Source organism: Erythrobacter sp. HI0063 (genome assembly GCF_001635685.1).
In the GTDB taxonomy this organism is placed as follows: Bacteria; Pseudomonadota; Alphaproteobacteria; order Sphingomonadales; family Sphingomonadaceae; genus Qipengyuania.
This window is the reverse complement of record NZ_LWFF01000314.1, coordinates 37,192-53,626: the sequence shown is the minus strand read 5'-3', so window position 1 is coordinate 53,626 and position 16,435 is coordinate 37,192. Positions and strand designations below refer to the sequence as shown.

Below are 16,435 nucleotides of genomic sequence, written 5' to 3'. Positions count from 1 at the left end.
CATGAGGTTCCGCTCCCTGATCGCAGGCCTTGGCCTTCTCGCCTTGCTTCCCGCTTGTGCCCATGTACCCACCCCGAAGACGGAGCCGTCGACCATGCGGGCGATGACATTCAATATCCGGCTCGACACGGCATCGGATGGGGAAAATGCCTGGCCGTATCGCAAGGATCTGGTGAGCCAGACGATCACCTATCTCGCGCCCGACGTGCTCGGTATGCAGGAGGTTTTGCTTGGCCAGAAACGCGATCTGGAAGCGGACCTCCCCGGTTATGCCTTTGCGGGCGTCGCGCGAGACGATGGGGCAAGCAAGGGGGAATTCTCGCCGCTGGCGTGGAAGCGTGCGCGCTGGACGGCCTTGGAAAGCGGTACGTTCTGGCTATCCCCCACGCCCGGAGTGCCGAGCAAGGGATGGGACGCCGCCCTGCCGCGCATCGCGACCTGGGCTCTCCTTCAGGATAGGGGCACCGGGGAATTGGTGCGCGTGCTCAACACCCATTTCGACCATGTGGGCGAGGAAGCGCGGCAAGAGAGCGCGGCGCAGATTGCCGCCTGGGCCGAGCGGCATCGCGGGGCGGGCGAGGCCGTCATCGTCATGGGCGATTTCAACGCCGCCCCGTCGAGCGCACCGATGCGGATCCTCGCCGATCGAAGACGCAGCGGGCTCGCCGATACGCGCACGATCGCACAGGCTCCCCCTTTCGGACCAACCGGAACCTTTACCGGGTTCGATATCGCCCGAAACGCCGCCGAACCGATCGACCACATCCTCGTCTCCGATCGCTTCGCGGTCCTGCGCCATGCGACGATCACGCAGCATTGGGGCGGGCGCCTGCCGTCCGATCATTATCCGGTGGTCGTGGACCTCAAATTGCGAGTGCGTTAGCGCGCGATCGGCCAGCGCGCTCGACGTTCACGGATCCGTGCGGTCGAGCCATCCCCCCGTGAAGCCCATCCGTTCGAGGCCGCGACGGATGTGCGGGTTCTTGCGCATGGTGCGCCAGACGAGGCCGCTGCGGTGGTTCTCCATCATCGCCAGGATCGGCCCCTGATCGATACCGAGATGATCGCGCGCGATCCAGCCGGTTTGCGCATCCACGGTGCCGCTGCGGCTGCCCGCATCGGTGAAGGTGTAGCTGGGATTGAACGCATCCTTGAATCCATAGCGGGTATAAAGCCTGTCTCCATAGGCATCGCGCATCGCCATGAGGGCGGGGATCGTGACTTCCGGCGCGAAGGCGACCGATCCGCCTGCCGCCGTGGGCACGATCGTGCCATCATCCACGACGCGTTCGGCGCTGACGCCGCGTGCGGAATAGGCCTGGAACTGTCGCGGTTCTCCGTTGACGAGGCGGCCATTGGCGGCGCCGGTCGGCCCGTCGGACGCGGTCCAGCCCCACAGATCGCCCGAATAACCGATCCAATCGTTCGGATTGTCGATGCCGTAGGCGCGCTGGCTCAAAGTCGCGCGGCGGCTGTTCTCGAAATAGTCGATCCCCTTGGACGCCATATAGGCATCCCGAATGTCGCGGAAATCGACCCAGACATGGCTGTATTGATGGCCGAAGAGCGGCTCGAACTGGAGGTGCTCGTAGCCGTAATACGTCCCCCAGTCCTTATCCAGATTGGCGGCCCAGCCAGTGTCCCATGCTTCCTTGGTGATCGCATGCGTCGGCGATCCCGCAGCGAGGATATAGACCAGCATTCCCTCGTTATAGCCGACCCAGTCATGCGTACCGAAATCGCCGCCATTGCCTCTTTCGGGATACCAGCCCATCGCGATGGCCTTGCCGCTGCCGCCATTGGCCGAAGGAATCGCGCTGTTTTCGCGCTGGGCGAAGGTCCAGTCGACGCGGGCATAGATCTTTTCCGCAAGATCGCGGATCGCGGCTTCGGTCGGATCCGCGCGATCGAAATAGCTCTGGGCGAACAGCACACCGCCGAGCAATAGCGCGGTGTCGACTGTCGAGAGTTCGGTATTGCCGAAGCGTGTCCCATCCTCGTTCTTCAGGAAATGGTAGAAGAAGCCCTTATGGCCCGACACGCCCGATACGGCGTGGCCTTGCGGCGCATTCCAGTAGAATTCGAGGCAGTCGCGCGTGCGCTGCGCTGCATCTTCACGGCTGACATAGCCGCGCTCCGCGCCGATGCCGTACGCAGTCAACGCGAAGCCGGTCGCCGCGATGGACGAGAAGGGATTGGACGGCCACCGATCGGGCGCAAGGCAGCGCTCGGTATCGGTGGTTTCCCAGAAATAGGCGAAGGTGCGTTTCGTCAGGTCTTCCGAGAAGGCGGCCTGAGCCGAAGCGGGCGGCGCCTCTGGCGCGGCCTGCGGCAAGGTGCCGGGGACGCTGGCGCATCCGGTGAGCATCAGGGCGGCTGAGGAGGCGAACGGGGCGGAGCGGAGTAGGATGGCAGTCACCTGCGGATAAAGGATGATCGCCGCCGCTTCCGGGAAGAAGCGACGGCGATAAAAGGATAGCTCAGAATTCGAACCCTGCGGAAACCTTCAGGGTCCGGGGCGGGCCGTCGGTACTGAAGGACCGCAGATTGCGCTCACCCGTCGTGCCGAGGAAGCTGTTGTAATTACGATCGTTCAGGGCGTTGATGATGTCGGCGCGCACATAGATGCGGCTGCGATCGCTCAGGAAACCGAGATCGATATTCTGCGTGATGGCAAGGTCGAGCTGGCGGAAGCCCCACCGATCGCCATTGCCCGCAGTCTTGATCGTATCGATAACCAGGGGCTCATCGCCGCCGATCGTGCGCACGAAATTGTTGAGATAGCGTGGGGAGGCGATCTGGAACTTGCCGGAGATCACCGTATTCGTCGGCAGATCGACCGATCCGGCCATCACCAGACGATGCTTGCGCAGGCCGCTGGAAGTCTTGACCGTGTAATCCTCAAGCGTCGGGAAATCGAACGAGAAATATTCGCCGAAAGCCCGGTTCTCGGTCGCATCGGTGTAGGTGTAGGTCGCGGTCAGGTTCCAGGGCGAGGCCTGGGTGTAGCGCTTCGCGATCTTGATGTGCGCCGCATCCTCGTTGGTCTTCAGGCCGTTCGTTCCGATGATGATCGAACCGAAGCCGCGAGGCGCAAAGCCGAACGGGGAACCCGGAACGGCAGGCGGAGGCGTGAAGAATGTCCCGTCGGGGCGACGGTTGCCGAGCAGATAGGCGAACCCGTCGCGGCTTTCGATATGGCGGAACCCGACTTCGACATTCAGCGTGCTGGTCAGGTCGCTACGCAGGCCAAGGCTGAACTGGTCGGAATAGGGCACCTTCAGATCGTTGTTGACCAGGCGGATACCCCGGCCACCGCCGAAACCGGCACCGGCGATCAATTGCTGGCGACCCTCTTCCGTCAGATAGATCGGATCGAAGCGCACGCAAGTCGGGCTCGGATTGCAGTCGTCGTTGTTCGGATCGCCAGTGAGGAAGTTGAAGGTCCGCGTGCTGTAGGCATTGATGCTGACTTCCTGGGCGATAAAATCGAACTGGTTGCGGTCATAGGACCGCCCGTAACCACCGAACAGCACCAGACGCCCGCGATCCAGGAACTGGTAGGTGAAACCGAGGCGAGGCTGGAAAGCGCCCTTGAACGCTTCGCGTTGCGTTCCGTCGGTGATGTAATCGTTGATGTCGTACTCGACGCCCGGCTTATAGATATTGGGATAGTTCGCTTCTGATACAGCACCGACGATTTCCGGTGGCGTGACGAAATCGAGATAGGACGGCGTCTCCTCGTAATCCCAGCGGATGCCGAGATTCAACGTCAGACGATCGTTCACGTCCCAATCGTCCTGGATATAGATGCCGAATTGCCAGTTCTTCGAAATGACAGTCGGAGTCCCCTGGCCTGTCGCGGCACCGAACTGGACACGATAGGGGATGGTGGTGTTGAAGCCGTTTGGCGTCAGATTGACGTTATACGAATATTGCGGATTGAAAAAATTCTGCTCGTCCCGCGTCAGCTTGACCCACTTCGATTTCACGCCTGCCTTGATCGTATGCCGTTCGAAGCCAATCCACGTGAAGTCGTTCTGGACGCTGTAGCCTTCCTGGCCCTTGTCCTGGAAGTTGGCGCTTCCGCCCAGCCGCAGGATCTGCGCATTGTCCAGAATATTGCCCGTGACGGGGCTTACGCCGCTATATGTGTAGAGCGCGCCGGGAACGAAGTTTTGCGGGCGGGGCGACCAGAAAGCTTCTTCATAAGTGAGCTTGAAATCGTTGATGAAATTATCGGCGCTGTGTTCCCAGCGAAGCAGACCGCGCTTTTCGTCCACATCCTGCGACGCGGCCGATTCCGCAGCGGTGCTGCCGCTGCTCAGGAAGATGCCGGTCTCTTTACGGTACTTGCCCGAAACCTCGATCAGGTCGCGGCTGGTCGGCTGAAAGCTCAGCTTGCCGAAATACAGGTCTTCGTTGAACTCGCGCTGCGTCGGCCCGAACAGGCCCTGAAGATCCGACGGGAAGAAGCTGACCGGGAAATTGGCGCCCGGCTCGATGGTGACGGGCAGGCGGCGGCGCTTACCTTCGTATGTCACGAAGAAATGCGCCACGTCCCTGACGATCGGCCCGCCGAGAGCGCCGCCGAACTGGATATCCTTGGTCTCCGCCTTTTCGCGCCCGCCGAACAGTTCCAGCGGGGTTTCCTGGCGCATGTCGGTATCGGTGTAATCGACGAAGGCGGTGCCGTGGAATTCATTGGTGCCCGACTTCGTGCCCGCGGTGATCGCGACCGAGCTGACCTGATCGAACTCCGCCTTGTAGTTGGAGCTGATGACGCGATATTCGCCGACTGCGAGCTGGGGGAAGGGGTTGCCTTCCGAGCTGTCCTGGCCGGTCACGCCGTTCTTGAGAACGTAGTCCTTCTGGCCGATCCCGTCGATATAGACGTTCACTGTGCGGCTGTTCTGCGCGCCGCCCTGAATGCGCGACTGGCCATCGGGATTTTCGAATACCACCCCCGGCGCCAGATCGGCGAAGGCGAGGAAGTTGCGATTGTTCTGGGGCAGCGTCTCGATCTCACGCTGCGAAATGTTCGCGCCGACCTCGCCGCCTTCGAGCGTGACGATCCGCCCGCCGGTCACGATGATGAGATTGTCTTCGGCTCCCGGCGTGGCGGAGGCATCCGCCACGGTCGGTTCCTGCGCGATGTCGTCGAAGTCCAGAACCGCGTCCTGCGCGATCTGGAGCGTAAATTCATCGGTACGGCGAACCGTGCCGTCCACGCCGGTGATTTCCAGATAATAGGTCGCCGGGCGAAGTTGCGGGAAATTGTAGCGACCGTCCTGCGTGACATCGATCGTGCGGCGGAAACCCGTCGCCACGTCGACGGCCGTGATCTGCGTCGCGCCGGTCACACTGCCGCGCAGGGACGCGTTCGATTCCTGCGCAAGAGCTGGCGCGGCGAGCGCGATGGCGAGGGCGCCGGTCGCGCTGGTGATGGCGAGGGCACCGGCCAGGCGGCCGGCAACGGACGTGCGCTTCGCATGCGAAAAGATCATGGCAATTCTCCTCCCCATTTTCCGCCCCTTTTCCAGAGGCTTGAATATCCGCCGCAGCATTCTCTGCAGATCGAATCATTGAATATGGAACGGGCTTGTAACCGGTTTCATTCCGGTTGTATAGAACCCCTGCACCGGACGAATCCGAAAAAATGATCAAGGACGGCAGAGACCCGCTAGGAAGGGTCAGCCGTCAGGGAGCGGGAGATTACGATGAAGGGCCCTGTAGCTCGCACAAGCACTTTGGCCGCCATGCTTCTGGCGACGACGGCCTGCGCCACCGCGCAGACCGCACCAGTGGAGCGGGCTCCTGCCGCCCAAGCCACGACTGCCACCGTCGGCACCGTGCCGATCCAGCCGGCGCAGCCCGAATGGGCGGCGCGCGATGCCGAGATGGATCGGTTTCTCGACGAGCTGATCGGCAAGATGACGCTGGAGGAAAAGGTCGGCCAGCTCACGCTGCTCACCAGCGACTGGGAATCCACCGGCCCCACCATGCGCGACAGCTATCAGGAGGATATTCGCGCGGGCAAGGTCGGCAATATCTTCAATGCCTATACGGCCGATTATACGCGCGAATTGCAGCGCCTCGCGGTCGAGAACACGCGGCTGAAAATCCCGCTGATGTTCGGATACGATGTGATCCACGGCCATCGAACGATCTTCCCGATCTCTCTGGGCGAGGCGGCGAGCTGGGACATGGATGCGGTGGAGAAATCCGCCCGCGTCTCCGCCGAGGAAGCGAGCGCGGAAGGGATCCACTGGACCTTTTCGCCCATGGTGGACATCGCCCGCGATGCGCGCTGGGGCCGCATATCGGAAGGGGCGGGCGAGGATGTCTATCTCGGCAGCCGCGTGGCGAAGGCTCGTGTAGAAGGCTATCAGGGCGACGATCTGGGGGCCACCGACACCGTGCTCGCTACGGTCAAGCATTTCGCCGGTTATGGCGCGGCGCAGGCCGGGCGGGACTATCACACGGTCGACATTTCGGAACGCACGCTACGCGACGTGTACCTGCCGCCCTTCAAGGCCGCCATCGATGCGGGCGTGGGCAGCATCATGACATCGTTCAACGAATATGACGGCGTGCCCGCCAGCGGCAGCAAATATCTCCTCACCGATGTGCTGCGCGATCAATGGGGCTTCGATGGTTTCGTCGTCACCGACTATACCTCGATCAACGAGATGGTGGCGCACGGCTATTCGAAGGATCTCGAACAGGCGGGCGAACAGGCGCTCGACGTTGGCGTCGATATGGACCTGCAGGGCGCGGTCTTCCTCGAAAACCTCGCCGGTTCGATCGCCGCGGGACGGGTAAGCATGGATCAGGTCGACACCGCCACGCGCCGTGTGCTCGAAATGAAATATCGCCTCGGCCTGTTCGAGGATCCCTATCGCTATGCCGATAACGCACGGCAGGAAGCCACGCTCTACAAGCCCGAATTCCTCGAAGCTGCGCGCGATGTCGCCCGCAAGTCCATGGTTCTGTTGAAGAACGAAGGTGACACCCTGCCGCTCGCCGCCGGGGCGCAGAGCATCGCGCTGATCGGTCCGCTCGCCGACAGCAAGCCCGACATGATCGGCAGCTGGGCCGCTGCGGGCGACCGCCAGACCCGCCCGGTCACCGTGCTCGAAGGTTTCAAGGCGCGTGCCGGACGCGGCGTGCGCGTCGAATACGCCAAGGGCGCAAGCTACGAATTCGACGCCGAAGGCAAAACCGACGGCTTCGCCGAAGCGCTCGCAGTGGCTGACCGATCCGACGTGATCGTGGCGGTCATGGGCGAGAAATGGGACATGACGGGCGAAGCGGCGAGCCGCACCTCGCTCGACCTGCCGGGCAACCAGCAGGCCCTCCTCGAACGGCTCGTCGCGACCGGCAAGCCGGTGGTGCTAGTGGTGATGAGCGGGCGGCCCAATTCCATCGGCTGGGCGGACGAAAACGTGCCCGCGATCCTCCACGCCTGGTATCCCGGAACGCAGGGCGGCCATGCGGTGGCCGATGTGGTGTTCGGCGATTACAATCCGTCGGGCAAACTGCCTGTCACTTTCCCGCGCAATGTCGGACAGGCGCCGATCCATTACGACATGAAGAACACCGGCCGCCCGATCGAACTGGGCGAGCCGGGGGCGAAATACGTCTCGCGTTATCTCAACACGCCCAATAGCCCGCTTTATCGGTTCGGTTACGGGCTGAGCTATACCGACTTCGCCTATTCGCCGGTCACGCTGAGTGCCCCGAGGATGGGGGCGGGCGGATCGATCACGACCAGCGCCACCATCACCAATGCCGGCAGCCGCGCGGGCGAAGAGGTGGTGCAGCTCTACGTTCGCGACCTCGTCGGATCGGTGACGCGGCCGGTTCAGGAACTGAAGGGTTTCGAGAAGGTGATGCTGCAGCCGGGCGAAAGCCGCACGGTGAGCTTCACTCTCGAACCGGAGGACCTGGCCTTCACGCGCGGCGACATGTCGCATGGCTGGGAGCCGGGCGAGTTCCGCCTCTGGATCGCGCCCAGCTCGGGTGCGGAAGCGAGCACGCCGGTCACTTTCACGCTGACGGAGTGAGCGGGATGACGGGACGCAGCGCTTTCGCGGCTCTTGCCCTGGCCTTCGTCCTGCCGGGCTGCGCCACAGTTCCCGCCGCAACCGAGAGTGCGGGGGCGGTGGCGCAGACGAAGCCCGCACACGTCGAACAACGCCGCCCGAACATCATATTCATCATGTCGGACGATCACGCCCAGACCGCGATCTCCGCGTACGGAACCGAGATCGGCCGCCTGGCACCGACCCCCAATATCGATCGGATAGCTGCGAACGGCGCTCTGTTCGAAAACAGCTACGTCACCAATTCGCTGTGCGGACCGGCCCGCGCAACCATGCTCACGGGCCAGTTCAGCCACATGCACGGCTTCACCAGGAACGGGCAGAAATTCGACAATTCCCAGTGGAATTGGGTGCGCGAACTGGGCGCGTCGGGATATGACACGGCCCTGTTCGGCAAATGGCATCTGAATTACTCGCCCGAAGGTGCGGGGATCGACGATTGGGCCGTGCTCGACGATCAGGGCAAATACTATAATCCCGATATCATCACGCCCGACGGGCGAGAAGTGGTGGAAGGCTATGCCACCGATCTCGTCACCGATCGCAGCCTTGCATGGCTCGATGCGCGCGCGGGCAGCGACAAGCCGTTCGCGTTGCTGATCCACCACAAAGCGCCGCATCGCAATTTCATGCCCGCGCTGCGCCATGTGCAGAAATATATCGGCACCGAGTTTCCCGTGCCCACCAATTATTTCGACCATTACGACGGTCGCCCTGCGGCAGAGGCGCAGGAAATGAACATCTACCGCGACATGTATGAGGGCCACGACCTCAAGATGACGGTGGAGGAGGGGAGCCGCGAACTGCGCTTCAATCCGTGGACCGACGATTTCGCGCGCATGACGCCTGAACAGCGCGAGGCTTATTTCGGGGCGCTGCAGCCCGGCAACGACGCGATGAACGCGGCCGCCATGACCGATCGCGAGATGGCGATCTGGAAATACCAGCGCTACATGCACGAATATCTCGGCACCGTGGCAGCGGTGGACGACAGCGTGGGCCGAGTGCTCGACTGGCTGGAGGCAAGCGGCGAGGCCGATAACACTATCCTCGTCTACACCTCCGATCAGGGCTTCTATCTCGGCGAGCATGGCTGGTTCGACAAACGCTTCATGTACGAAGAAAGCCTGCGCACCCCGCTGGTGATGCAGTATCCCGGCCATATCGCGCCCGGCACCAGGATCGCGGCCCCCGTGCAGAACGTCGATTACGCGCCGACCTTCCTCGACTATGCGGGACTGCCGGGGCGCGAGGCGATCCAGGGCCGTTCCCTGCGCGAGGTGGTCGATGGCACGCCGCCCGGCGACTGGCGCGATGCGGTCTATTACCATTATTACGAATATCCCGGCTTCCACGCGGTCCGCGCGCATTATGGGGTGAAGCAGGGTCGCTACAAACTGATGCGCTTCTACGGCGATATCGATGCGTGGGAGTTCTACGATCTCGAAACCGATCCGAACGAGATGCACAATCGCATCGATGACCCCAGGGTTCAGGACGAGGTCGCGCGATTGAAGGTCAAGCTGGAAGCGCTGCGCCGCCAATATCGCGACAGCGACGGTCCGGCGGTGGACGCGCCCCTTTCGGATGGTCGGGCGAGGGCCAAGGGACTGCGGGATGCGACGAGCGCGGCGGGGGCGGGGCACCACGCCCATCATTGAGGGATGAACGGCGACTTCTTTGCGTTTTAGAGGGGCCACTCCGCCGGTAAATCGATCCGGTTCTGCATAGGCCGGCACCACACGTGCCAAAGCTCTGGCGCGCGGGGCTTGCGCTGCTAAAAGCGCGCGCATGACCGCGAACGATGCAGGAAAACCCGCCTTCATCCTTACCCTGTCCTGCGAGGACCGGGTGGGCATCGTCGCCGCGGTCAGCAGCCATCTGGCCGCGATTGAGGGCTTCATCCTCGACAGCCAGCAATATGCCGATCTCGATGCAGGGCGCTTCTTTCTCAGGATCGAATTTCGTGCTGAGGGCGCATCCTTCCCCAAATCGGTGGACGATCTGCGGACGGGCTTCGCGCCCATCGCCAGCCGATACGCAATGGACTGGGATCTGCTGCCCGCCGATCACCGGCCCCGTCTCCTGATCGCGGTGTCGCGGGGCAGCCATTGCCTCAACGATCTGCTGCATCGCTGGCAGACCGGCAATCTGCCGGTGGAGATCGTCGGTGTGGTTTCCAACCATGAAGGCCTGCGCGACCTGACCGAATGGCACGGCGTTCCCTATCACTACCTTCCCGTCGATGCGGAGCGGCGGCACGAGCAGGAAGCGCGCATTCTTGGCGTGTTCGAAGAAACGCGTGCCGATACGCTGGTGCTGGCGCGCTACATGCAGGTGCTATCGTCCGACATGGCGCAGCGGCTCGCCGGGCGCTGCATCAATATCCATCACAGCTTTCTGCCCAGCTTCAAGGGCGCGCGCCCCTATGGCAAGGCGCATGAGCGCGGCGTCAAGCTGATTGGGGCGACCGCGCATTTCGTCACCGGCGATCTCGACGAAGGGCCGATCATCGAACAGGATATCGAGCGCGTGGACCACCGCGCGACCGAACAGGATCTGGTCCGCATCGGGCGCGATATCGAGGCGCGGGTGCTGGCCCGCGCTGTGCGCTGGACGGCCGAGCGGCGCGTTTTCCTGAACGGTATCCGCACCGTCGTCTTTCGCTGAAGCTTCGGATCAGCACCCCGCAACGCCCACGCACGCTGCCGGAATAGCGCCTTTCCCCGCAGGCTTGAGTGCGATAGGAGCCGGACCATGGCGAAATCGATTTCCCACGCCTTCGCCGTTTGCTGTCTGATGTGGGCGGCTGCCTGTGCCGAAGCGGAACCCGAACGTGAACGCGATCCCGTTCCTGTGGTTGCCGAGGACATTCGCGTCCTTCCCGAAACGCTCGAGGTCGAGGCGATCGGATCGGCGCGCGCGGCGACTTCAGCGGAAATCTATCCCGAAACCGCAGGCCGCGTGACGCGCGTGCTTTTCGAAGCGGGCGATTTCGTGCGCGATGGCGCCCCGCTGCTTCAGCTCGATGCGCGGGCCGAGCGGCTGGCGGTCGAAGCCGCGCGGGTCCAGGTGCGCGAGGCGGACCAGCTCCTTTCGCGCTATCGCCGGATCGAGGATACCGGCGCCCTGTCCGCCAGCCAGATCGAGGCGGGCGAAACCGCACTCGCCAGCGCGCGGGTGGCGCTGCAACAGGCACAGACCGATCTTGCCGACCGCACCGTGCGCGCGCCGTTCTCCGGCCATGTCGGCCTGACCGAGATCGATCCGGGGGATCGTGTCAACGATGCGACCCCGATCGCGCAGATCGACCAGCGCGGCACGCTCTATGTCGATTTTCCCGCGCCCGAAGCGGTCTTCAACGCTCTCAGCCCCGGACAGGTCGTGCAGGTGACGCCCTTTTCCGACGGATCGCGCACGATCGATGCGCGCGTCGTCACCACCGACAGCAGGATTTCGCAGGACAGCCGCGACTTCATCGTGCGCGCCGCCATTCCCAATGAGGGCGACCGCCTGCGTCCCGGCATGAGCTTTCGCGTCGTGTTCGAACGGCAGGGAGAGCCGCGACCGGTCGTGCCCGAACAGGCGATCGTCTGGGGCGGGGAGGGCTCGCACGTCTTCGTCGTCAGGGATCGCAAGGCGGTGCGCGTGCCCATTACCATCACCGCCCGGCGCGAAGGGCTGGTGTTCGTCGACGGCGCGATCCGGCGCGGCGATCGGGTGATCGTCGAAGGGGTTCAGAAGGTGCGCGACGGGCAGGACATCCGCCTCGTCAGCGGCGGCGGCGCGGGTAGCCGGACGGTCCAGGTCCGCCCAACCGGATCGGCCACGTCCGCTTCAGCCCCGGCGGAGCAGTGAAGGACCGCAACGATCTTCCCATGCTGGCGGTCAAACGGCCGCTGCTGATCGGCGTGCTCAACCTGCTGATCGTGATCGCCGGGATCGCCGCGCTGATGGGCGTGGAGGTGCGAGAACTCCCCAATGTCGATCGCCCGATCGTGTCCGTTACGGCAAGCCTCCCCGGTGCCGCGCCCGAAACGATGGATTCCGAAGTCACCAGCCGGCTCGAAAACGCGGTCGCACGGGTATCGGGCGTGCGCGAAATCCGATCTTCGAGCGAGGAGAACAATTCGCGGATCCGGGTGGAATTCAATCCCGGCGTGGATCTCGACACCGCCGCTTCCGACGTGCGCGAAGCGGTCAGCCGCACCTCGCGCGACCTTCCCGACCGGGTCGAGCAGGTCACCGTAGTCAAGGCCGATCAGGACGCACAGCCGATCATGACGCTGGCGGTCCAGTCGACGCGCTACGATCAGGCGGAGCTGACCCGGATCGTCGAAAACGACATCGTGCCCGAATTGCTCGCGGCGGAGGGCGTCGCCAGTATCGAGGAGTTTGGCACGCGCGCGCGCCAGATGCGGGTCTCGGTCGATCCGGCGCGCCTCAATCGCTTCGGCCTGACGCTCGCCGATGTGGCCGCAGCGCTCGAAAGCGCCCCATACGACGTGCCGGTCGGCTCGTTCCGGTCCAATGCGCAGGAACTGATCGTGCGCGCCGAGGCGAGCGCGACCGATCCCGCGCGTATCGAAAACGTCGTGATCTCGGGGACGACCCGGATCGGCGATGTCGCGCAGGCCGATTTCGCGCCAGCCAATGCGACCAATTTCGTCCGGCTCGACGGCCGACCGATCGTCGGCCTAGGGGTCGTGCGGCAGGCGAGTTCGAACACGATCGAGATTTCGGATTCGATCCGCAACGGGGTCGATCGCCTCAACGAGCGGTTCGACGATCTCAGCATCGAAATCGTGTCGGACGATGCGGAATTCATCCGAATATCGGTGCGCGAGGTCTTGATAACGCTCGGTTTCACAGTGCTTGTGGTGGTCGGCACGATGCTGCTGTTCTTCCGCGCCTGGCGACCCACGATCGTGCCCAGCGCGACGATCCCGGTGGCGCTGGTCGGCGTGGTCGCGGGCATCTGGATGATGGGCTTTTCCATCAATCTGTTGACCCTGCTGGCACTGGTGCTGGCGACGGGCCTGATCGTGGACGATGCGATCGTCGTGCTCGAAAACGCGCAGCGCTTGCAGAACAAGGGGCTGGGCCGCCGGGCCGCCGCCGTCATCGGCACGCGGCAGGTGTTCTTTGCGGTGGTCGCGACCACGGCCGTCCTCGTCAGCGTGTTCGTCCCGATCAGCTTTCTGCCGTCCGAGGTCGGACGCGTTTTCCGCGAATTCGGGTTCGTGCTCGCGGTGGCGGTGATCCTGTCGAGCTTCGTCGCGCTCTCGCTGGTGCCCGCGCTCGCCGCCCGCTTCGATCTTACGAGCGAGGAACAGTCACGCGGACGCCTCGCCCGGTGGGGCGGACAGGTGACCGAAGGGTACTCGAAGCTGCTGACCAAATGCCTCGATCGTCCCCGGCTTGCCGGGATCGTCTCGGTCCTGCTCGCCGTGGCCGCGGGGCTTCTCTATACGCAGCTCGACAACGAATTGGTGCCCGACGAGGATCGCGGCGTCGTCACCGTGGATGCGACCGGGCCCGACGGGGTGGGCATCGATTTCATGGATGGCGAGCTGGACGAGGTCGAACGGGTGCTCCAGCCCTATCTCGACAGCGGCGAGATCGAGAGCACCTTCTCCATCGTCGGTCGCTACGATCCCAACCGCGTGCGGGTGACCGCCCAGCTCGCCGACTGGGACGATCGCGACCGATCGCAGACCGAGATTGTGGAGGAACTGAACGAACCGCTGCAGGAAATTCCCGGCTCTCGTACCAATGCGCGTGGGCGCGGCACGCTGAGTTTCGGGGGCGGGGGCGACGGGCTCGAGGTGGCGCTGACGGGCCCCGAATATGCAATGATCTTCGAATCCGCGACCGCGCTGGCGACGGCGATCGACACCGGCTCGGACATCCTTTCGAACCCCGACATCTCCTATCAGCCGACCCAGCCGCAACTCTCGATCCGGATCGACCGGCAGCGTGCCGCCGATCTCGGCGTTGATCTGGACGATCTGGCGCAGACCCTGCGCGCAATGGTCGGCGGCGAGGATCTGGTCGATCTCAATGTCGGCGATCAGGCGGTCCCGATCTTCCTGACCGCACAGGCTGTCACCGTCACCAATCCGCAGGATCTGCGCAATCTCTACGTGAGGGGAACGGACGACACGCTGGTGCCGCTGTCGAGCGTGACCGAAATCGAGGAGCAGGGCATCGCCGCCGAGCTCGACCGCACTGAGCAGCGCCGCGCGATCGAGGTCAGCGCGGATATCGCCCCCGGAACGCCCCTGCGCGATGCGGTTCAGGAAATCGAGCGACTGGCCGACGAAGCCGTCGAACCGGGGATCGACATGATCCTTCAGGGCGAGGCGGAGAGCCTGGAGGAAACTTCGAACGATCTCTTGCTGACATACGCTTTCGCGCTGGTGATCGTCTTCCTCGTCCTTGTCGCGCAATTCGAGAGCCTGACGAGCGCGGCGGTGGTGATCCTGACGGTGCCCTTCGCGCTGGCGGCGGCGGTGTTCGCGCTGTTTCTGTCGGGCGTCTCGCTCAACATCTATTCGCAGATCGGCCTCGTCATGCTGATCGGGCTGATGGCGAAGAACGGGATCCTGATCGTCGAATTCGCGGACCAGTTGCGCCATCAGGGCCGCAGCGTGCGCGAAGCGGTGGAGGAAGCTGCCGCCATCCGCCTGCGCCCGATCGCGATGACATTGATCTCGACCGTGGTCGGCGCATTGCCGCTGATCCTGGCGAGCGGAGCCGGATCGGAAGCGCGCCAGTCTATCGGGTGGGTGATCTTCGGCGGGCTGGGTCTTGCCGGACTGTTCACTCTGTTCCTGACGCCGGTTATCTATCTCGGGGTCGCCAGGCTTGGAAAGCCGCGCAAGCTGGACCTCGAGCGTCTGCGTGAAGAGATCGACGAGACCGATGAGGATATGACGATGGCGCCGGCATGATGCAGGGGCGTTGCAGAGGCATTGCACTGGCAGGTGCCGCAATGCTGGCAGGGTGCGCCACAGGGCCTGAGCCCGAGCTGGTCGCGGTGGTCGTTCCGCCTCCTGTCTATGCCACCGATCTGCCACCCGCAGGCCTCGACGAGGCGTGGTGGCGAGGGTTCGGGGATCCGGCGCTGAACGATCTCGTCGCGCGCGGACTTGCGGCCAATCTCGATATCGACGCGGCAACGGACCGGCTCGATGCCGCCGCCGCACTGCTCGCCGCAGAACGGTCGGATCGGCTGCCCACGCTCGATGCGGCTGGCGAAGCGGGCGTCGATCTTGGCAGCGACAATCGCGTGCGGGCGAGTGCGGGCCTGTTCGGCCTGTTCGATCCCGATTTGAACGGAAGGCTCGCTGCCGAAATCCGTGCCGCCGCCGCCGACTACGCCGAGGCCGACTATATCCTCGCCGATCAACGCCGCCTCGTCGCCGCAGCGATCGCCAGCCAGTATATCGAATACCGCCGTACCGGCGCGCAGCTCGACCTGCTCCAACAGTCGACCGACTTGCAGGAACGCACGCTGCGCATCGTGACTCTGCGCTTCGAAGCGGGGCTGGCCGCCAATCTCGACGTCCGCCGCGCCGCCGCCGATCTGGCGCAGACGCGCGCCCGGCGCGGCCTCGTCGCAATCGCGCGCGCTTCGGCGGCCAATGCGCTCGCCATATTGATCGCCGAGCCGCCCGGCACCTTCGCGCCTCCGCCCGCACAAGATGCGAGTGCCATTCCCGACTATAGTCGCGGCCCGGCGGCAGGACCGCCTGCCGATCTGCTGCGCCGCCGTACCGACCTTCTCGCCGCCGAAGCGCGGCTGGCGCAGGCGGCGGCGCGGATCGGGATCGAGCAGGCCGATCTGAGACCTTCTCTCACGATACCCGGTACGATCGGCCTCGGCGACGGGACGCTGGGTGGACTGTTCACGAACTTTCTGGCGGGCGTCGGAGCCGCGCTCGACCTGCCCCTGTTCGATGGGGGCAGGCGGCGCGCGGAAGTGGAGGCGGCTCAGGCCGAGGGCCGCGCAAGGCTCGCCGAATACCGCGCGACGTTTCTCGACGCGCTGGGCGAGGTCGAGAACGCGCTGGTCGCCATCGAGGCGTATGGACAGCGCAACGATGACCTCGCCGAAGCGATCGAGCAGAGCGAAACCGCGCTCGGTCAGTCGGATGCGCTCTACCGCGAAGGGCTCGCTTCGCTGTTCGACGTCCTCGATGCGCAGCGCCAATTGATCGCGAGCCGGCAATCGCTGATCGACAGCGAAGCCGCTCTGGCATCCTCCCATGTGGCCTTCCATGCGGCGGTCGGCTCGCAAGGATATTGAGCGCTCGGTTTTC

The 16,435-nt window shown here is 64.1% G+C and carries 9 protein-coding genes; 7 read left to right on the top strand and 2 right to left on the bottom strand.

The window, feature by feature from the left end; all coding sequences use genetic code 11:
- The first annotated feature begins 1 nt into the window (after position 1).
- Positions 2-883 carry an endonuclease/exonuclease/phosphatase family protein gene (locus A3736_RS11815; protein WP_067683229.1) on the top strand — a complete coding sequence of 294 codons (882 nt, stop codon included), beginning with the start codon at positions 2-4 and terminating at the stop codon, positions 881-883.
- A gap of 27 nt (positions 884-910) precedes the next feature.
- Here the strand turns inward: A3736_RS11815 and A3736_RS11810 are convergent, their stop codons facing one another.
- Both A3736_RS11810 and A3736_RS11805 read right to left on the bottom strand, forming a co-directional pair.
- The gene (locus A3736_RS11810) at positions 911-2,368 is read right to left on the bottom strand and encodes a glucoamylase family protein (protein WP_067683228.1); all 1,458 of its coding nucleotides are present in this window, start codon (positions 2,366-2,368) and stop codon (positions 911-913) included.
- A gap of 112 nt (positions 2,369-2,480) precedes the next feature.
- Positions 2,481-5,507 (bottom strand): TonB-dependent receptor, encoded by a 3,027-nt coding sequence (locus A3736_RS11805; RefSeq protein WP_067683226.1) that lies wholly within the window; start codon positions 5,505-5,507, stop codon positions 2,481-2,483.
- Positions 5,508-5,720: 213 nt separating this feature from the next.
- Here A3736_RS11805 and bglX point away from each other — a divergent pair, with 213 nt between their 5' ends.
- From bglX to A3736_RS11775, 6 genes are all read left to right on the top strand, one after another.
- Positions 5,721-8,069: a beta-glucosidase BglX gene (gene bglX, locus A3736_RS11800; RefSeq protein ID WP_067683224.1), complete on the top strand. Its 2,349-nt coding sequence runs from the start codon at positions 5,721-5,723 to the stop codon at positions 8,067-8,069.
- A gap of 5 nt (positions 8,070-8,074) precedes the next feature.
- Positions 8,075-9,769 (top strand): sulfatase, encoded by a 1,695-nt coding sequence (locus A3736_RS11795; RefSeq protein ID WP_067683222.1) that lies wholly within the window; start codon positions 8,075-8,077, stop codon positions 9,767-9,769.
- A gap of 130 nt (positions 9,770-9,899) precedes the next feature.
- Positions 9,900-10,778, top strand: a complete 879-nt coding sequence (gene purU / locus A3736_RS11790) for a formyltetrahydrofolate deformylase (protein ID WP_067683220.1) — start codon at positions 9,900-9,902, stop codon at positions 10,776-10,778.
- A gap of 87 nt (positions 10,779-10,865) precedes the next feature.
- Complete coding sequence (locus A3736_RS11785) at positions 10,866-11,966, top strand: efflux RND transporter periplasmic adaptor subunit (RefSeq protein WP_233999365.1); 1,101 nt, start codon at positions 10,866-10,868, stop codon at positions 11,964-11,966.
- The gene (locus tag A3736_RS11780; protein ID WP_197465592.1) at positions 11,963-15,064 is read left to right on the top strand and encodes an efflux RND transporter permease subunit; all 3,102 of its coding nucleotides are present in this window, start codon (positions 11,963-11,965) and stop codon (positions 15,062-15,064) included. Before A3736_RS11785 ends, A3736_RS11780 begins: the two co-directional genes overlap by 4 nt.
- The gene (locus A3736_RS11775) at positions 15,061-16,422 is read left to right on the top strand and encodes an efflux transporter outer membrane subunit (RefSeq protein WP_067683217.1); all 1,362 of its coding nucleotides are present in this window, start codon (positions 15,061-15,063) and stop codon (positions 16,420-16,422) included. Before A3736_RS11780 ends, A3736_RS11775 begins: the two co-directional genes overlap by 4 nt.
- The last annotated feature ends 13 nt before the right edge of the window (positions 16,423-16,435 follow it).